Annotated in this window: 14 protein-coding genes and 1 other RNA gene; 6 read left to right on the top strand and 9 right to left on the bottom strand. The window is 67.7% G+C overall.

What is annotated here, in order from left to right; all coding sequences use genetic code 11:
- Positions 1 to 12 precede the first annotated feature (12 nt).
- Complete coding sequence (locus FHT98_RS03975) at positions 13 to 2,394, bottom strand: ATP-dependent helicase (RefSeq protein ID WP_142112565.1); 2,382 nt, start codon at positions 2,392 to 2,394, stop codon at positions 13 to 15.
- Positions 2,395 to 2,526: 132 nt separating this feature from the next.
- On the bottom strand, positions 2,527 to 3,453 hold the full coding sequence (locus FHT98_RS03970; protein ID WP_142112562.1) for an alpha/beta hydrolase: 927 nt from the start codon (positions 3,451 to 3,453) through the stop codon (positions 2,527 to 2,529).
- 139 nt (positions 3,454 to 3,592) lie between these two features.
- Here FHT98_RS03970 and FHT98_RS03965 point away from each other — a divergent pair, with 139 nt between their 5' ends.
- Positions 3,593 to 5,233, top strand: coding sequence for an acyl-CoA dehydrogenase family protein (locus tag FHT98_RS03965; RefSeq protein WP_248309136.1), 1,641 nt, complete (start codon positions 3,593 to 3,595; stop codon positions 5,231 to 5,233).
- 87 nt (positions 5,234 to 5,320) lie between these two features.
- Here the strand turns inward: FHT98_RS03965 and msrB are convergent, their stop codons facing one another.
- Positions 5,321 to 5,752: a peptide-methionine (R)-S-oxide reductase MsrB gene (gene msrB, locus FHT98_RS03960; RefSeq protein ID WP_248309317.1), complete on the bottom strand. Its 432-nt coding sequence runs from the start codon at positions 5,750 to 5,752 to the stop codon at positions 5,321 to 5,323.
- 240 nt (positions 5,753 to 5,992) lie between these two features.
- Between msrB and FHT98_RS03955 the strand changes: the two genes are divergently transcribed.
- The 3 genes from FHT98_RS03955 to FHT98_RS03945 are packed head-to-tail and all read left to right on the top strand — an operon-like array spanning position 5,993 to position 8,715.
- On the top strand, positions 5,993 to 7,216 hold the full coding sequence (locus tag FHT98_RS03955; RefSeq protein WP_142112560.1) for a BtaA family protein: 1,224 nt from the start codon (positions 5,993 to 5,995) through the stop codon (positions 7,214 to 7,216).
- Positions 7,213 to 7,887, top strand: coding sequence for a class I SAM-dependent methyltransferase (locus FHT98_RS03950; protein ID WP_425284563.1), 675 nt, complete (start codon positions 7,213 to 7,215; stop codon positions 7,885 to 7,887). The genes FHT98_RS03955 and FHT98_RS03950 overlap by 4 nt, the downstream gene beginning before the upstream one ends.
- A 33-nt stretch (positions 7,888 to 7,920) precedes the next feature.
- Positions 7,921 to 8,715, top strand: a complete 795-nt coding sequence (locus tag FHT98_RS03945) for a potassium channel family protein (RefSeq protein ID WP_061967251.1) — start codon at positions 7,921 to 7,923, stop codon at positions 8,713 to 8,715.
- Positions 8,716 to 8,727: 12 nt separating this feature from the next.
- Here the strand turns inward: FHT98_RS03945 and FHT98_RS03940 are convergent, their stop codons facing one another.
- Positions 8,728 to 9,294: a thioesterase family protein gene (locus tag FHT98_RS03940; RefSeq protein WP_061967252.1), complete on the bottom strand. Its 567-nt coding sequence runs from the start codon at positions 9,292 to 9,294 to the stop codon at positions 8,728 to 8,730.
- 202 nt (positions 9,295 to 9,496) lie between these two features.
- Here FHT98_RS03940 and FHT98_RS03935 point away from each other — a divergent pair, with 202 nt between their 5' ends.
- Together FHT98_RS03935 and FHT98_RS03930 are read left to right on the top strand one after the other, a co-directional pair.
- Positions 9,497 to 10,936, top strand: a complete 1,440-nt coding sequence (locus FHT98_RS03935; RefSeq protein WP_142112558.1) for an FAD-binding oxidoreductase — start codon at positions 9,497 to 9,499, stop codon at positions 10,934 to 10,936.
- Positions 10,937 to 11,154: 218 nt separating this feature from the next.
- Positions 11,155 to 14,763, top strand: coding sequence for an AsmA family protein (locus tag FHT98_RS03930; RefSeq protein ID WP_142112556.1), 3,609 nt, complete (start codon positions 11,155 to 11,157; stop codon positions 14,761 to 14,763).
- Positions 14,764 to 14,881: 118 nt separating this feature from the next.
- Here FHT98_RS03930 and FHT98_RS03925 read toward each other — a convergent pair whose 3' ends face one another.
- The 5 genes from FHT98_RS03925 to ssrA form a co-directional block, all read right to left on the bottom strand.
- A complete protein-coding gene (locus tag FHT98_RS03925; protein ID WP_061966806.1) occupies positions 14,882 to 15,106 on the bottom strand; it encodes a ribbon-helix-helix domain-containing protein in 225 nt (74 codons plus the stop codon).
- The gene (locus tag FHT98_RS03920; RefSeq protein ID WP_061966807.1) at positions 15,103 to 15,303 is read right to left on the bottom strand and encodes a DUF4169 family protein; all 201 of its coding nucleotides are present in this window, start codon (positions 15,301 to 15,303) and stop codon (positions 15,103 to 15,105) included. Before FHT98_RS03920 ends, FHT98_RS03925 begins: the two co-directional genes overlap by 4 nt.
- Positions 15,304 to 15,318: 15 nt before the next feature.
- On the bottom strand, positions 15,319 to 16,713 hold the full coding sequence (gene fumC, locus FHT98_RS03915; protein ID WP_091856466.1) for a class II fumarate hydratase: 1,395 nt from the start codon (positions 16,711 to 16,713) through the stop codon (positions 15,319 to 15,321).
- 26 nt (positions 16,714 to 16,739) lie between these two features.
- A complete protein-coding gene (locus FHT98_RS03910; RefSeq protein ID WP_061966809.1) occupies positions 16,740 to 17,315 on the bottom strand; it encodes an SspB family protein in 576 nt (191 codons plus the stop codon).
- Positions 17,316 to 17,377: 62 nt separating this feature from the next.
- Positions 17,378 to 17,763, bottom strand: a transfer-messenger RNA (tmRNA) gene (gene ssrA / locus FHT98_RS03905).
- Between the last annotated feature and the right edge of the window lies 1 nt (position 17,764).

Raw genomic sequence — 17,764 nt, 5'->3', positions numbered from 1 at the left:
CGTGCAGATGGCTCAGCCCGCCTTCTGCACGAACGAGTCCAGCACCATCTTCCGCCCGGCCTTGTCGAAATCGACGGTCAGCTTGTTGCCGTCGACGCTGGCGACCGAGCCGGGGCCGAACTTGACGTGGAAGACACGGGCGCCGGTGCCGTAAGCGGATTCGCCGGATGATTTCGCCGTCAGCTCGCCCTCGATCATGAGCGGGCCGCGCTGGCGTGAGGAACTGCCGAAACCGCCCTGGCCGAAGCCGCGGCCGCTTTCCGAGAAGCCGCTGCCGCCGCCGCTGTTCTTCGCCCGGTTCTCCTGCGCACGCTGCCAGCCGGGCGTGTTGTAGCTGGAACCGAAGCTCTCCATCCGGTCGAAGCGCGAGGCACCGTAGCCGCCTTGCGAGTAGCTGCTCGCTGCCTGCTCGACCTCGACATGTTCCTCCGGCAGTTCGTCGATGAAGCGGGAGGGCAGGCTGGTCTGCCAGAGGCCGTGGATGCGCCGGTTCGAGGCGAAATAGAGCTTCAGCTTCTTGCGGGCGCGGGTGAGGCCGACATGGGCGAGGCGGCGCTCCTCCTCCAGACCGGCGCGACCGCTCTCGTCGAGCGCGCGCTGGTTCGGGAACAGGCCTTCCTCCCAGCCGGGCAGGAAGACCGTGTCGAATTCCAGCCCCTTGGCGGCGTGCAGCGTCATGATCGAGGCGCGGGCCTCGGCCTCGCCATCGGCGACATCCATCACCAGCGAGACGTGTTCGAGGAAGGACGGCAGGTCGGGAAACTCGTCGAGCGAGCGGACGAGTTCCTTGAGGTTTTCCAGGCGCCCGGCCGCATCGGCCGAGCGGTCCTTCTTCCACATCTCGGTATAGCCGCTCTCTTCCAGAACCAGCTCGGCGAGCTCGCCCTGCGGCATATGCTCGGCGCGGGTCGACCAGCGGCCGAAGGCATCGACCAGCTCGCGCAGCGCGGTACGGGCCTTGGGCTTCAACTCGTCGCTCTCGACCGCGGCGCGGGCCGACTGCATCAGCGAGAAGCCGGTGGCGCGGGCATGGTTGTGCAGGAGCTGGACCGTCGCGTCGCCGAGGCCGCGCTTGGGTACGTTGACGATGCGCTCGAAGGCGAGGTCGTCGGTGGCTGAGACGACGCAGCGCAGATAGGCGAGCGCATCGCGGATTTCGGCGCGCTCGTAAAAGCGCGGGCCGCCGATGACGCGATAGGGCACGCCGGCCTGGACGAAGCGCTCCTCGATTTCGCGCATCTGCGCGGAGATGCGCACGAGCACCGCGACCTGGCCGAGATCCTGGCCCTTCGCCTGCATCGCCTCGATCTCGTCGGAGATCAGGCGGGCTTCCTCCTGGCTGTCCCAGGCGCCGGTGATGGTGACCTTCTCGCCGAGCGCGTCCTCTGTGCGCAAAGTCTTGCCGAGGCGGCCCTCGTTGCGGGCGATCAGCTTCGAGGCGGTGGCGAGGATATGGCCGGTCGAGCGGTAGTTGCGCTCCAGCCGGATCACCGTCGCGCCCGGAAAATCGTGTTCGAAGCGCAGGATGTTGTCGACCTCGGCGCCGCGCCAGCCATAGATCGACTGGTCGTCGTCGCCGACGCAGCAGATGTTGCGGCGGCCCTGGGCGAGAAGTCTCAGCCAGAGATACTGCGCCGTGTTGGTGTCCTGGTACTCGTCGACGAGGATGTAGCGGAAGCGGTCGTGATAGGTCTGGAGCACGTCCGGATAGGCGCGGAACAGCGTCAGGCAATGCAGCAGGAGATCGCCGAAATCGACGGCGTTCAGCGCGATCAAGCGTTCCTGATAGGCGGCATAGAGCTTGCCGCCCTTGCCATGAGCGAACACGGCGGCCTCTCCGGCGGGCACGTCCTTGGGGCTGAGGCCGCGGTTCTTCCAGCTATCGATGAAGCCGGCCAGCATGCGGCCGGGCCAGCGCTTCTCGTCGATGTTCTCGGCCTGGATCACCTGCTTCATCAGGCGGATCTGGTCGTCTGTGTCGAGGATGGTGAAATCGCTGCGCAGGTCGAGCAGTTCGGCATGGCGGCGCAGGAGCTTGGCCGAGATCGAGTGGAAGGTGCCGAGCCATGGCATGCCCTCGGCGACCGGGCCGACGAGATGGGCGACGCGCTCCTTCATCTCGCGCGCCGCCTTGTTGGTGAAGGTCACGGCGAGGATCTGCGAGGGATAGGCGCGGCTGGTCGAAATCAGGTGGCCGATGCGGGTGGTGAGCACGCGGGTCTTGCCGGTGCCGGCGCCGGCAAGGACCAGTACGGGACCGTCCGTCGCCTCGACCGCCTGGCGCTGCTCCGGGTTCAACCCCGCCAGATAGCCGGCCGCAGGCTGCGCGGCAGCGCGCGCGGCGAGGCCGCCGGGGCGAGGCGGGGGAGCGGAAAAAGGATCGGTCTCGGACAAGGGTGCGCGGTGCTCGTGCGTGATTCGTTCTCCGGCGAATATAGGGCGTCGATGTCAGGATTGCGCCCTGCCGGAGCGATCATTTTATACTCCGCTCCACAGGGAGGTGGCAGCATCCCCCCGCCTGTCGGCTCAGCGCGCCGGCAGCAGGTATTTCAGGCCCTGCGTGAAGCCGCGCGGCGCGACGCTGAGGTGATCCTCCTCGTCGAGGACGACGGACTTCAGATTCAAGCTCGGATATTTCCGGCCGCGCAATGCGGCTTCGAGAGCCCGGTTGTCGGCGACCATATCGACCGTCTGGTTGTAGCGCCGGTCGCCTTTGCGTTGCGCCTCATAGGCGCCGACATAGAGATAGACCTTGGCCGGCAGGTCCTTGCTCCGGGCGGCGTAGCGCGCTTCCAGCTCCAAAGCGTGGCGCTTGTCGTACCAGAGCGAGGGGCTGCCGAGGATATAGCCGCTGAACATGCCGGGCTCGGTGAACAGGATCTGCGTGCCCAGTAGGGAGCCGTAGGAATGGCCGAGAAAGAGCGCCCTGGCGGGATCGGTTCGATAGCGGGCGGCGATGAACGGCTTCACCTGATCACGCAGATAGGTCTGATAGGCCGTCCCCTGGCCGTGAACCGCCCCGGCAGGTGCTGTGCGCGGCCCGTTCGGTGTCGGCGTGTAGTCGCGCCGGCGGCTGACAGCGCCATCCTCGCCCTTGGCATAGGACAGCCCGACCAGGATGAATTCCTCCACCTTGGGTCCTTCGAGGTTCAGGCGGCGGCTGATCTGGCGGAGGATCGGGAAGGCATAGTCGGCGTCGGTGACGTAGAGCACCGGATAACGCCGCTGCGGCTCCTTCGCATAGGAGGGCGGCAAGGCGACGAAAACCTGATAGCCGCGGCGCGAGACCGGATCGGGCACGTCCCAGACCTCGCTGTCGGCAATTTCGTAGGGGCGGCCGTCACCTGCCTGAACCTTCAGCGCCGGTTGGGCCTGGGCGTGCACGGGAGTGACGGAGGCACTGAGGCCGGCGATGAGGGCAATCAGCAGGGTATTCGAAAGGCGTCGCTGCACGTGAGATCTCCGTCGTCACGCACCGGTCGCAGCGCGCGGGGCGAGGTGAGGGAGGAACTCGGGCAGCAATCGGGCGGATTCGCAATCGGCGGATGCCGGCATAGTCTGGTGGTTAACGACGCGGATCGGAGGGAAGGCCATGGCGCAGATGCCGCACGCCGATCAGGTGACCAATCAGGTGCCGGTGCTGGCTGATTACGACGCCTTCGGCGCCGATCCGGTGCTGCCGGGGATCGTTTCTGCTTTCGGGGCGGACTGGGCGCGCGAGCGGCTGCACGAAGCCGGGCGGACGGTCGGCTCCGCCAGAGTGCAGGAGCTGGCCTGGCTCGCCAATCGCTACACGCCCGAATTGAAGGCGTTCGACCGCTTCGGCAACCGCATCGACGAGATCGGCTTTCATCCGGCCTGGCACGAGTTGATGGGGCTCGCCATCGGGCAGGAGACGCATGCGCTCGCCTGGAACCGTCCCGAGCCCGGCGCGCAGGTGGCACGCGCCGCCCTGCAATATCTCTGGTACGGCGCGGAAAGCGGCATCTGCTGCCCGATCAGCATGACCTATGCCGCCGTGCCGGTGCTGAAGCAGGACGCGGCTTTGTGGGAGCGATGGGGCTCGCTCGTCACTTCCGGTCGCTACGATCCGCGACAAGGGCCGGCGCATCTCAAGACGGGCGCGACTGTCGGCACGGCGATGACGGAAACGCAAGGCGGCTCGGATCTGCGCCAGACCCAGACCGTGGCCGAGGATAATCGCGACGGGACGTGGTCGCTGCATGGCAGGAAGTGGTTCTTCTCGGTGCCGCATTCCGACGTGTTCCTGACGCTGGCGCGGACTCCGGAGGGCATCTCCTGCTTCGTCGTACCGGGCTGGCTGCCGGACGGTTCACGCAACGGCGTCGCGATCCAGCGGCTCAAGGACAAGGTCGGCAACCGCTCGAATGCCTCTTCGGAGGTCGAGTTCAGGGGAGCTATCGGCCATCTCATCGGCGAGCTGGGCAGGGGCATCCGCACCGGTCTTTCGATGAACCATAATTCGCGGCTCGATATCGCGGCTGCGTCGTCCGGGCTGATGCGGATGGCGGTCTCGCTCGCGGCGCATCACGCCCAGCATCGCCGCGCCTTCCAGAAGGCGCTGATCGACCAGCCGATCATGCAGAACGTGCTCGCCGACATCGCCATCGAGGCAGAAGCCGCGGCCTGGCTCGCCTTCCGGCTGTTCGCGGCGCTCGACCGGCAGGAGGCGTCTGAGAGCGAACGCCTGTTGGCGCGGGTTGGCGCGCCGATCGCGAAATACTGGATCACGAGGCGCGCGCCCGCCGTCGTCACCGAGGCGCTGGAATGCCATGGCGGCAACGGCTTCATCGAGGAAAACCCCATGGCCCGGCTCTATCGGGAGGCGCCGCTCAACGCGATCTGGGAGGGCTCGGGCAATGTCATCTGCCTCGACGTGCTGCGCTCGCTGGCGCGGGAGGAGGGGGCGGTCGATGTGCTGCGGGCGGAGATGATGGTGGCTGCCGGGGCGGACCGGCGTTTTGACGCAGCGCTGAAGCGGCTGGAGGGCGAGTTGCCGGAGATGATGCGCAGCGAGGGGCAGGCGCGGCGATTGACGGAGAAGCTGGCGCTGCTGCTGCAAGGTTCCCTGCTGCTGCGTTTCGCGCCGGCGGAGGTGGCGGATGCTTTCATCGCGACGCGATTGGGCGGCGGCTGGTTGGGCCAGTTCGGCGATCTGCCGCCGGCTGTGGACGCGGCGGCGCTGGCGCGACGAGCCGTGCCGACTGCCTGAAACGTCATGCCCGGGCTTGCCCCGGGCATCTCTTCATCGCTTTTCTGTTACGAGATGCTCGGGTCAAGCCCGAGCATGACGGCGTTGTCAGGCTGCTTCCGGCTCAAAATCCATCGCCACGCCGTTGATGCAGTAGCGTAGGCCGGTAGGCGGTGGGCCGTCGGGGAAGACGTGGCCGAGATGGCCGCCGCAATTCGCGCAATGCACCTCGACGCGGACCATGCCGAACTTGCGGTCCTCGCTGGTCTCGACGGCCCCTTCCAGCGGCTGGTCGAAGCTCGGCCAGCCGGTGCCGCTCTCGAATTTCTTGCCCGAGCGGAACAGCTTCTGGCCACAACCGGCGCAGGAGAAGGTGCCGGCGCGCTTCTCGTAATTGAGCGCGCAGGAGCCGGCCCGCTCCGTGCCATGGCCGCGCAGGACCTGATACTGCTCCGGCGTCAGCCGCTCGCGCCACTCGGTGTCCGTGAGCTGGAAGGGGAAACTCTCGTCCTGCTTCTTCGGTTCGCCGAACATGCTCATCAGACCCATTGCGATCTCCTTGTCAGCGGGGCGGCGCCTCATCGGCTTTCGTGCCCCAATATGGCGCTTCGCATCCGAGATTTCAGCCCTGTCGAGTCCAGGCAGCCTCACGATGCCGTGGCAGCGGAGCGCAAGACGTCACCTGACCGTCACGCGACTCCTCTAGCAGCCCGGCCACCCGCAAAGGGAGGAAAACCGGTGACGCAACAGGCGACCCAAACGGCCCGCGCAGCCCGCCGCATGACCAGCTCGGGGCTGGGACAGGCCGTCCGACGCAGCAAGACGCTGTCCAAGGCCGGCCTACTGGAATGGCTGTTCGCCCGCGCCTTTTCCGGCCTGGTCTATCCGCAGATCTGGGAGGACCCCGTCGTCGACATGGCGGCACTCGGGCTCAAGGCCGACGACCATGTCGTGGCGATCGCGTCCGGCTCCTGCAACATCCTCTCCTATCTGACGGCGGCGCCTATCCGGGTCAGCGCGGTCGATCTCAACGCCACCCATATCGCGCTGGGCCGCCTCAAGCTCGCGGCGCTGGCGCGGATCGAGCGGCAGGAGGATTTCCTGCGCTTCTTCGGCCGGGCGGACGAGCCTGCCAATGTCGCGCTCTACGACCGCGAGATCGCCGGTCATCTCGATGCCGTCTCGCGCGGTTACTGGGAGGGGCGGGGGCTGAACGGGCGGCGCCGGATCAACCTCTTTGCTCGGGGTTTCCACCGCTACGGGCTGCTCGGCCGCTTCATCGGCACGGGTCATATGCTGGCGCGGCTGCTCGGTGGCAATCCCAGGGCGATGCTGGCGGCGCGCGACCGGGCCGAGCAGCGGGCGCTCTACGACAGACATCTCGCGCCGGTCTTCGAGCGCAGGTTGATCCGCTGGCTGGTGCGCCAGCCGGCCTCGCTCTACGGGCTGGGCATCCCGCCGGCGCAGTACAAGGCGCTGTCCGCCGATGGCGAGGACGGCATTCTCGGTGCGCTGAAGCTCCGGCTGGAACGGCTGGCCTGTGATTTCGACCTCAAGGACAACTATTTCGCCCAGCAGGCTTTTGGCCGGCGCTATGGCGAGGGGCCGGATGCAGCCTTCCCGCCTTATCTCCAGTCGGAACATTTCGCGGCGGTGAAGGCGCGTGCCTCGGACGTGTCCTATCGCCAGAGCGCGGTCACGGGCTTCCTGGAGGGCGAGCCGGCCGAGAGCTGCGACGCCTATGTGCTGCTCGATGCGCAGGACTGGATGAACGACGCCGATCTGACAGCGTTGTGGTCGCAGATCACGCGCACGGCCCGGCCGGGCGCGCGGGTGATCTTCCGCACGGCGGCCGACGAGAGATTGCTGCCCGGCCGCGTGCCCGCGGCGATCCTCGACCAGTGGCATTACGAGGAGGAGACGAGCCGCGAGCTCTGCCGGCAGGACCGCTCGGCGATCTATGGCGGCTTCCACCTCTATGTCCTGAAGGGCCAGGGCCGGTGAGCGCGACGGAGACACCGGCCGGCCCGGCCGCCGGGCTGATGGATCGGATCTACCGGCACCAGCGCCATATCTACGATGCCAGCCGGAAATTCTATCTGCTCGGCCGCGACCAGCTCATCGACGGGTTGCAGCCCCCGGCCGGCGCGACCGTGCTGGAGATCGGCTGCGGCACCGGACGCAACCTGATCCGGATCGCCCGGCACTATCCGGATTGCGCCTGCTACGGGCTCGACGTTTCCAGCGCGATGCTGGCGACGGCGAAGATATCGGTCGCAAAGGCGGGTCTCGATGACCGGATCCGGCTTGCCCAGGCCGATGCCACCGCTTTGGATCCTCAAGTGCTGTTCGGCCTTGCCGGCTTCGATCGGATCGTCATCTCCTATGCGCTGTCGATGATCCCGCCCTGGCAGGGGGTCGTCGCCGAGGCGCTGCGCCGGCTCGATGCCGGCGGCTCGCTGCATATCGTCGATTTCGGCGATCAGGCCGGATTGCCGGGGCCGTTCAAGGCCGTGCTGCTGCGCTGGCTCGCGCTGTTCCATGTCACGCCGCGGGAGAACCTGCCGCAGGCCGTGCGGGCCATTGCCGAAGCGGCCGGGGCCGATTGCCGGCTTGACGCGCCCTATCGCGGTTATGCGGTGCATGCCGTCGTCACGCACTGCTGGGCGGCGTAGCGGCACGCCGCGTGAATGCCTATGCTGCCGGCGATGGATTCAGCCGACCCCTCCGACGAAAGCCGCTTCGAGGTTCTCCGCGACCGGCTGCGCCAGCTCTATCACGGCCGCTCGCCCGCCGCGTTGCGCTTCCAGGCGGTGACGACGGTCGTCGATCTCCTGATCATCGCCTTCTTCATCCTGACGCCATTGCTCAGGGAGAACGCGGCCTTCCTCTGGATCGACTATTCCGTCGCGGTGATCATGGTCGCCGAGATCGCGGCGCGCCTGCTGGCCTCGACCAACATGCTCAGGCTGCTGCGCCAGCCGACGATGCTGCTCGACCTCTTCATCCTCCTGACGCTGCTCATGCCGCAATGGCTGGAGAATTTCGGCTTCCTGCGCATCCTCAGGCTGTGGTCGCTGTCGCATAAGGGCATCGTCTGGGCCCAGTTCCGCGAAACCCGCTTCCGCGAATGGGAGAACGTGGTCCGCGCGCTCGGCAATATCGCGACCTTCCTCTTCGTGGTGACCGGCTTCGTCTACACCTTCTTCTTTCGGCAGGAGGGCGGGCTCGAAAGCTACGTCCAGGCGCTCTACTTCACGGTCGCGACGGTGACCACGACAGGGTTCGGTGACGTGGTCCTGCCGGGCATCGCCGGCAAGCTGACCTCGATCCTGGTGATGATCGTCGGGATCACGCTGTTCGTGCGCCTGGCGCAGGCGCTGTTCCGCCCGAACAAGGTGCTGTTTCCCTGCCCGGAATGCGCGCTCCAGCGCCACGAGCCCGATGCGGTCTATTGCAAGGCCTGCGGGCACAAGCTCAAGATTCCCGACGACGATCCCTGAGGCGGCGATCGTTCAATGCCGGGTTTCGGTCTCGGTCTCGCGCTCTTCAGCCGTGTCCTCGACCCGGATCGCCGATTTCCGGGGCATGCCGATGATGCGGCCGATCGTGACCGGCAGCGGCATCATGCTGTGCGCGGCCTTCATCAGGGCGATATTGGCCAGGATATCGGCCGGGAAGGGCGTGACCTTGCGACTGATCATGTCGACATGCAGCGACAGGTTCTCGCTGGTCGCCGCGAGCCAGCCCTCGTTGGCATGCCGCATCTCGAGATAGTAATGCAGGCGCTTGTCGTCGAAGGCGATGAGCTGCGCGGTGATGCGGACGAGATCGCCCTCGGTCAACTCGCGCTTGTAGAGGATATGGCACTCCGCCGCGAAGGTGGAGGCGTGGCGCGTCTCGACATAGTCGCGGGTGAGGCCCACCAGCGAGAAGACCTCGTCGACCGCGCGGTCGAACAGCACATGGTAATAGGCCATGTTGAGATGGCCGTTATAGTCGATCCATTGCGGCTCGACCCGCATCGCCGAGGAGACGAAGGGGGCGAAGAACAGCGCCGGGGCGCGCGTATCGTGTTTCATGATCGCCTCCCTGACAGGCGCCTCGTTCAAGGGCCGGCGGCATTATTGCCGCTGCCCATTTCATCGTCGCATGATCTAGTATGCATCGCTCGCAAGCGGCGTCAGCATCTTGGACCGGCCAGTATGGCAGGACCATGTCGAAGCGTAACCAATTGCGAAACCGATCTGTTCCAAGTCTAAGCGCCCAACCTGGATGTTGACAATGAGCCTGCCTGCAGCCGCCTCTCATGACAGCCCTGTCCCGGCCGCAGTGCTGCCGCCCTCGCCGGAGGCGATCGCGGCGGTGACGCAAGGCTTGGCGGCAAGCTTCGGCAACCGGCTGGTCACCAGCCTCGCCGTGCGCCAGCAGCACGGCCATACGCTGACCTGGATCCCGAACCAGCCCCCGGATGCGGTGGTGTTCCCGCAGAGCACGGACGAGGTCTCGCAGATCGTGAAGCTCTGTGCCGCCCATGGCGTGCCCGTCATCGCCTTCGGCACCGGCACTTCGCTGGAGGGCCATGTCAACGCCGTCTTCGGCGGCGTCTGCATCGACATGTCGCAGATGAAGCGGATCATCGCGGTTCATGCCGAGGATCTCGACGTCGTCGTCGAGGCCGGCGTCACCCGCAAGGAGCTCAACGAGCATCTGCGCGACCAGGGCCTGATGTTCCCGATCGATCCCGGCGCCGACGCCTCGATCGGCGGCATGGCGGCGACGCGCGCCTCCGGCACCAATGCGGTCCGCTACGGCACGATGAAAGACAATGTCCTGGCGCTGACCGCGGTGATGGCCGACGGCTCGGTCGTCAAGACCTCGACGCGCGCCCGCAAGACCTCGGCCGGCTACGACCTCACGCGCCTGCTCGTCGGCTCGGAAGGCACGCTCGGCATCATCACCGAGGTGACGCTGAAGCTGCACGGCATCCCGGAGGCGGTTTCCGCCGGCGTTTGCCCATTCCCTTCGGTGAAGGCGGCCTGCGACGCGACGATCCTGACGATCCAGACCGGCCTGCCGGTGGCGCGCATCGAACTGCTCGACGACGTGATGATCCGCGGCGTCAATCTGCACGCCAAGCTCGGCCTGGCCGAGACGACGATGCTGTTCGTCGAGTTCCACGGGACCGAAGCGGGCGTGAAGGAGCAGTCCGAGCGCTTCGGCGAGATCGCGGCCGAATTCGGCGGCGGGCCGTTCGACTGGGCGACCAAGGCCGAGGATCGTTCCAAGCTCTGGCAGGCCCGGCACGACGCCTATTGGGCGGCCAAGGCGCTCAGGCCCGGCTTCGACTCGGTCGCGACCGATGTCTGCGTGCCGATCTCCCGCCTGGCCGAATGCGTCGAGGAGACCAAGCGCGACATCGAAGCCACCGGCCTGATCGCGCCGATCGCCGGGCATGTCGGAGACGGCAATTTCCACACGCAGCCGCTGGTCGATCTCGCTGATGCCGCCGAGGTCGAGCGGGCGCAGGGCTTCATCGACCGGCTGGTGAAGCGGGCGCTCGCCATGGGCGGCACCTGCACCGGCGAGCACGGCGTCGGTCAGAAGAAGATGAAGTATCTCGAGCTGGAGCACGGGGCCGAGGCGCTCGCGGTGATGCGGGTGCTGAAACGGTCGCTCGACCCGCGCAATATCCTCAATCCCGGAAAAATCGTCGCCCTGTGATGTCGTTACGGCTTGCGCCCTTGGTTTCCTTCGCCGAAATGTCGTGATCTCGCCGCGACTTGCGGGCAGGATGGGATATTCCGGCGCAGACCGTCCTTGCGACGAAACGGACCCGTCATTCCGGGGCAACTGCGGGATGACGGCGTGGTTCGGTCGCAAGGTCGGGGCAGGCTGAAAAGCGGCGCCGCTCCACGAGCGACAGGGGTAGACAGCGGAATTTGCGTGAGAGTCTCACAGTTCTGGCCGGCCTGCTGGTGCTGGCGCTGCTGGCGGCCCTGATCGGCCCCGGTTTCGTCGACTGGCAGGCCTATCGGCCGCAGATCGAGGCGCGGCTGAGCGAGGCGCTCGGCGTCGAGACGCAGATCGGTGGCGGGATCGGCCTGCGGCTGCTGCCATCGCCACGCATTGCGCTCGAGGATGTGCGGATCGGGCCGGGCGACGGCTCGGCAAGTTCAGCGACGGCCGAACATGTGACCGTGGAATTGGCGCTGGCGGCGCTCGCCCGCGGCGATTTTCGTTTCTCCGAAGCGCGGCTCGACGGTGCGGCGGTTTCTCTCTTGCTGGACGAGGCGGGCTTCATTCGCCTGCCCAAGCGAAGCGGCAAGGGCATTCCGGCAGGGGCGAGCCTCGACCGCCTGACGATCAGCCGTTCGACCCTGATCTGGCGCGAGGCCAGGAAACCAGCCGTCACGCTCTCGCCGATCGCGGCCGAAATGTCGGCGGTGAGCCTTGCCGGCCCGTGGCGCTTCGAGGGCGAGGTCGCGGGGGCGTCGCTGCGTGTCACGACCGGAGAGATGGAGGCCGACGGGCGGCTGCGGACCAAGGCCTATCTCACCGGCGAGGACCTGCAGCTCGGCTTCGACGGCGCGCTGCTCTTCCCGAAAGGGGCGGAAGGCTTCGGGGCGGAACTGGACGGCGCCTTCAATCTCTCGCCGGGCGGGGCAGTCGCGCTGACCGGGCGGGTCAAGGGCGGCAGCCGGCAGCTCGACCTCGCCGGGCTCACGCTCGATGTCGCGGGCGGGGCGGCGCGTCTGGAAGGCGAGGGGCAGTATCTGCCCGGAACGGGCAAGGGCTCGCTGGCCCTGCGCGCGCGGCGGCTTGATGCCGATGCGCTGATGACGGCGCTGGCCGAGCGGCAGGGCTTCGAACGCGCCTTGCAGGGCCTGCCCGGCGCTTTCGATGTCAGCCTCGATCTCGACCAGTTGATCTGGCGCGGCGAGGATTTCTCGACGCTCGCCCTGCGCGGGCGCCTGCATGACGGCGGCCTGAGCGATGCCTCCGCTTCAGTGCGCGTGGCCGGCGCGTTGCTGGGCGCGAGCGGCAGCCTGAGTTCGGAAGGGGCCTCGGGCCGGTTCAACCTCAAGGCCGACGATGCGCGGCGCGTCGGGCTGGTGCTGGCGCGGGCGGGCCTCGATCCTGCACTGGCCGATTTCATTGCGCGCCTCGGTCGGATCGATGCCGATGCCGTCGGCGCCTGGACGGGCCGGGGCGGCCGGTTCCAGCGCCTGCTGGTCGCGGGCTCGTCGGGTTTGCGGCTCGAGGCATCCGGTGAAATCGCACCGAACCGGATCGCGGCGAAGGCCTCCGTGAATGGGCTTTCGCTCGATACCCTGCCGCCCGGCACCAGTCTCTCCGGCCTGCTGCGGCAGCGCGATGTGGCGCTGGAGCTCGTGCTCACCAATCTGCGCTTCCGCAACGCGCCGCCGGGCTCGGCCAATCTCGACCTCCGTCGCGAGGGCGATATCTGGCGGCTGAGCCGGCTTTCGGTCGAAGGCTTCGGTGGTGTGGCGGTCACCGGCGCCGGCGCGCTGCTGGCGGAGGGCGGCGAGATTTCCGGTCGGGTACGGGCGCCGCGCTTCGAGACATTGACGGCGCTGGCCGGGCCGCTGCTGCCGGAAGCCGCGGTGCAGGCGCTCCAGCGCGTCGGCGAGGGGTTGGCGCGGCTCGATACCGGTTTCCGCCTGACGCGCGCGGCTTCGGGCGAGACCAGCCTGTCCGCCGAAGGCACGGCCGCAGCCGGCAAGCTCAAGCTCGACGGACGGATCGACCGGGCCGGCAACTGGAGCCGGGCGGCTTTGGGCTTCGAGCTCAACGACCGGCGACAGGCCTTTGCGGCTCTCGGCCTGCCGCTGCCGCAGCAGGGCGGCGCGGGCCAGTTCAACCTCGAACTGGACCGGGGCAAGGCAACCGGCTCGCTGGCGGGGCAGGGGCTGTCTGTTGTCGTCGAGGATAGCGGACAGGGGCCTCAACTGAGCATGCAGGCGGATGGGCCGGGACAGATCCTTGCCGAGGGGCCGGCGCGATTGCTGCCGGACGGCGTCATCGATGCGCATGCGCGGCTCACCATTGCCGAGGAGGCGATCCGGCTCGACGAGATCACCGCCCATCTCGGCGGGATGTCGGTAAGCGGCTCGCTGCTGCTGCCGCGTGAGGGGCGCTCGTCAGGTCGTATCGCGGTCCCGACCGTCGATCTGCGCCCGCTGATGAATGCGGCGCTCGGGCAAGTCGCCGCTGCTCCCGGTGCGATCTGGTCGACCGGGCGCTTCGGGCGCATTGCCGGGTTCCCCGATTTCGACATCGCAGTCGAGACCGGCGCGCTGCTCGCCTTCGAGGACGGCACCATCCGCAATGCCGCTTTCACCCTGCGGACGGATCAGGACGGCCTCAGGATCGACGATATCCGCGGCAGCTATGGCGGCGGGCAGGTTGCCGGGCGACTCGGCCTGCGGCGCGACGGCGGGCTCGCCCAAATCAATGGCCGGCTCAGCGTGATGGCGATCGATCTCGGCGAATTGACCAGGGGGGCGGTCGGCGGCAAGACCTCGGGGCAGATCGAGTTCGGCGGTTCGGGGGAGACGCCGGCGCGGCTGGTCGCGGGCCTGAGCGGTGCCGGCAGCCTGGCGCTCAACGGCACGCGCCTCGCCCGCTTCGACCCCAACGCCTATGCGCGCATCATCGCAGGGACCGGCGAGGATGCGTCCGAGAGCGACGCGTCGCGCTTGCGGGACCGTCTCAGCGAGGCGCTCGACAAGGATGCCTGGGCTCTCGGCGATGTCACGCTGCCGTTCACATTGGCCGGCGGCTTGATCCGGCTCCAGCCCTTTACCTTCGAGCGCAGTGGGTTGCGTGCCGAGGCGAGCGGCGTTCTCGACCTGCGCGCGCTGACCGCCGATCTCAGGCTCGGCCTGAAGCCGCTGGGTGCCCTGCCCAAGGGCTGGCCGGGCGATGCGCCGCAGATCGGCATCGCCTGGCGAGGACCGCTGTCGAACCTCCGGCGGGAGAGCGATGTCAGCGCCTTGTCGAACACCGTTGCGGCGCGGGCGCTGGCGCGCGAGATCGAGCGGGTCGAGGCTTTCGAGGCCGATGCGCGCGAGCGCTCGCTGCATGCGCGCCGGCTCCGGGCCGAGCGCGAGATGCGTGAGAACGAGCGCAAGCTGGGCGAGTTCCTGAAGGCGCAGGAGGAGGCTCGCCTCGCCGAGGAGAAACGCCAGGAAGAGGCGCGGCGCATCGAGGAGGAACGGCGTCTGGCCGAAGAGAAGCGCGCCGAGGAGATCAGGCGCGCCGAGCAGGCTCGCGCCGAGCTGGAAGCGCGCCGACGAGCGGAAGCCGAAGAGCGCGCCCGGGCCGCAGCCGAGCGGGCGGCTGCGCAATCGGCGGCGCCGCAAGCTCAGCCACAACCGCAGCCCGGCCCGCTCGTGCTGCCGGGGGCGCCGCGCAGCAGCTCGCCGGAAGGAGCGGTCCAGCCGCCGACCGGTGGCGTCGCGCCATTGCCGCCGCCGATGCAGATCCAGCCTGTGCCGCAGCCGCGCAGCGCGCCGGCGCGTTGAGAGCTCGATTCAACGGATTCGCGATTTGATTCCGGATCTTTCGATAAGCGCCTGACCAAGAACGGTATTCTGATTGGCGATGCCGGTTTGTCGATGGCTGGCAATCGACCGCGCCGTCTCAGGCGCCGCCCGCCAACCGCCGGTAATGCGCCAGCGCATGCAGCCGCAGGGCGGAGGAGAGGTTCAGCTCGCCTCGCCCGGAATCGACCTCGGCGACAAGCGCGGCAATCGGGCGATCTTCGCTCGCCGCGATCTCCTTCAGTGCCTCCCAGAAGGGGGCTTCCAGCGAGATGCTGGTGCGGTGGCCGGCGATGCTGAGCGAGCGCTTGCGCTCCGGCTTCATGCCGGCTCCGGCTCGTCGTCGCCGCGGTTGAGCCTGTGCCCGTCGATATGGCGGGCGGCCTTGTCGCGTTCGGCCTCGGTCAGCTTGCGCTCGGCCTTGGTCCGGCCGAAGGAGATGCGGTTCTGCTCGGCCGTCTTCTCAGCCGTGGCGCGCGCCTTCTGCTTGCGCGCCTGACGGAGGTTGATGATCTCGGCCACCGGGCGAGCCTCGTGTCAGGCCGGGCCGAGCATCAGCTCGGGCTTGACCGTGCTGTCGAAGAGCTCGGCGTCGACGCCGGCCTTCAGCGCTTCCTCGCGCAGCGTCGTACCGTTGTGATGGGCGGCCTTGGCGATGCTGGCGGCCTTGTCGTAGCCGATCGCCGGCGCGAGCGCCGTCACCAGCATCAGCGAGCGCGAGAGCAGCTCCTTGAGCTGAGCCTCGTTGGCCTCGATGCCCTCGACGCAGTTGACGCGGAAGCTCTCGGCCGCGTCGGCGAGCAGCCGAACCGATTGCAGGAAGGCGGCTGCGATCACCGGCTTGAAGACGTTGAGCTCGAAATGGCCCTGCGAGGCCGCGAAGCCGATCGTCGCCTGGTTGCCGTGGACCTGGGTCGCGACCATGGTCAGCGCTTCGGCCTGGGTCGGATTGACCTTGCCCGGCATGATCGAGGAGCCGGGCTCGTTCTCCGGCAGGCTGATCTCGCCGAGGCCCGAGCGCGGGCCGGAGCCCATCAGGCGGATGTCGTTGGCGATCTTGAACAGGTCGGAAGCGAGCGCCGCCAGCGCACCATGGGCAGCGGCGAGCGCGCCATGGCTCGCCAGCGCCTCGAACTTGTTGTCGGCGCTGCGGAAGGGCAGGCCGGTCAGCGTCGCGGTTTCCTTGGCGAAGAAGGCGGCGAAGTCCGGATGGGTGTTGAGCCCGGTGCCGACGGCCGTGCCGCCCTGCGCCAGCGCGTAGAGCCCGCCGAGCGCCGCCTCGATCCGGCCGATGCCAAGATGAAGCTGCATCGCATAGCCGGAGAATTCCTGGCCGAGCGTGACGGGGGTCGCGTCCTGAAGATGGGTGCGACCGATCTTGACCAGATGCTTGAAGGCCTCGACCTTGGCGTTCAGCGCCTTTTCAAGGCTGCGCAAGGCGGGCAGCAGGCGGCGCGTGATCTCCAGCACCGCCGCGATATGCATCGCGGTCGGGAAGGAATCGTTCGAGGACTGGCCGCGATTGACATGGTCGTTGGGGTGGACCGGGCTCTTGGCGCCGAGGCCCGCGCCGAGCAACTCGTTGGCGCGGTTCGCCAGGACCTCGTTGGCGTTCATGTTGGACTGGGTGCCCGACCCGGTCTGCCAGATCACCAGCGGGAAATGCCCGTCGAACTTGCCGGCGAGCGCCTCGTCCGCGGCATGGGCGATCGCGCCGGCGACGCGCTGGTCGAGCAGGCCGAGCTTGGCGTTGACATGGGCGGCAGCCTTCTTGACCAGCACCAGCGCATGGACCAGCGGCAGCGGCATGCGCTCGCTCTCGCCGCCGATACGGAAATTCTCCAGGGAGCGCTGCGTCTGCGCACCCCAGTATCGATCCGCGGGCACCGCGATCGGGCCGAAGGAATCGGTTTCGGTGCGCGTTTCGGTCATGGCGTCCGTCGTCGAGGTTTCTTGCGTCAGGGCTTCTTGCGGAAGGAATCGAGGCTGACCACTTCGGCGCCGCCGCGTTCATCGTCACCTTCCACGGCAGGCTCGGCCTTCGCCGGCGCTGCGGCTGCCTCAGCGGCGGGCGCCTTGCCCTTTGTGGCCGGAAGGGCGGCCGGCACGATCCGGGCCGGCGCGGGCGGCGCTTCGGCCGGCTCGGCTTCCTGCATGGCGGCGGCATCCTCGGGCTCGCCCTGGGCCTCGAACTTCAGGCCGAACTGGACCGAAGGGTCGAAGAAGGTCGAGATCGCGTCGAAGGGAACGAGCAGCCGTTCCGGCACGCCGGAGAAGGACAGGCCGACCTCGAAGGAATGGTCGCCGACGCTCAAATCCCAGAACTGATGCTGCAGGACGATCGTCATCTCGTCGGGATGCTTCTCGCGCAGACGCTGCGACAGGCGCACGCCCGGCGCCTGTGTGCGGAACGTCACATAGAAATGGTGCTCGCCCGGCAGCCCGTCGCGCGCGGCCTCCGTCAGGATCTTGCGGACCACGCCCTTCAGCGCATCCTGCACCATGAGATCGTAACGAAGAACATCCTTGGACATCGAGGCGCGATTTCCGCTTGTTGCGTTCCGGCGGGAACAGCCGGCAGGCCGTCAGAAAAAGAAGTGGAGGCTTCTGTTGCCAGGCGCCTCCGAGCCCCGCCTTACGCGGCTAAACGCAAGGGCTTTGGTTTGGGAACCAGCACCGCTTACGCGGCGACGGCGACCCGAGCATTGTTGTCGTTGGCAACTATGCTTTGGCCCGATAACGGCGGAACCATGCCGAGCAAAAGGATAACCTTTACACCCTCGTCGATCCTGTTTCGCCCCCGCCGCAGCCCTGCAACCGCTCGGTTGCAAGTTCCTGCTGCTCGCGCCGCAGGGCTGGGGTGGAGGCGCCGGGTACTGCCCCCGGGTCCGAAAGGCTTATTTCGAGATCCGTTTATCGCCATAGCCGTTCTTGCGAGCGGCACCTGCGAATATAGGGAAGCCCGTGGCGTTGGGAAAGGGTT

Origin of the sequence: Allobosea sp. AK1, from assembly GCF_006714945.1 — a bacterium.
In the GTDB taxonomy this organism is placed as follows: domain Bacteria; phylum Pseudomonadota; class Alphaproteobacteria; order Rhizobiales; family Beijerinckiaceae; genus Allobosea; species Allobosea robiniae.
This window is presented reverse-complemented; position numbering and strand designations above follow the sequence as displayed.

Coding starts and splice junctions, on each gene's coding strand:
- FHT98_RS03965 (WP_248309136.1), top strand. CDS start 3,593: ATGGCGCAGATGCCGCACGCCGATCAGGTGACCAATCAGGTGCCGGTG.
- msrB (WP_248309317.1), bottom strand. CDS start 5,752: ATGAGCATGTTCGGCGAACCGAAGAAGCAGGACGAGAGTTTCCCCTTC.
- FHT98_RS03955 (WP_142112560.1), top strand. CDS start 5,993: ATGACCAGCTCGGGGCTGGGACAGGCCGTCCGACGCAGCAAGACGCTG.
- FHT98_RS03945 (WP_061967251.1), top strand. CDS start 7,921: ATGGATTCAGCCGACCCCTCCGACGAAAGCCGCTTCGAGGTTCTCCGC.
- FHT98_RS03940 (WP_061967252.1), bottom strand. CDS start 9,294: ATGAAACACGATACGCGCGCCCCGGCGCTGTTCTTCGCCCCCTTCGTC.
- FHT98_RS03935 (WP_142112558.1), top strand. CDS start 9,497: ATGAGCCTGCCTGCAGCCGCCTCTCATGACAGCCCTGTCCCGGCCGCA.
- FHT98_RS03925 (WP_061966806.1), bottom strand. CDS start 15,106: ATGAAGCCGGAGCGCAAGCGCTCGCTCAGCATCGCCGGCCACCGCACC.
- fumC (WP_091856466.1), bottom strand. CDS start 16,713: ATGACCGAAACGCGCACCGAAACCGATTCCTTCGGCCCGATCGCGGTG.
- FHT98_RS03910 (WP_061966809.1), bottom strand. CDS start 17,315: ATGTCCAAGGATGTTCTTCGTTACGATCTCATGGTGCAGGATGCGCTG.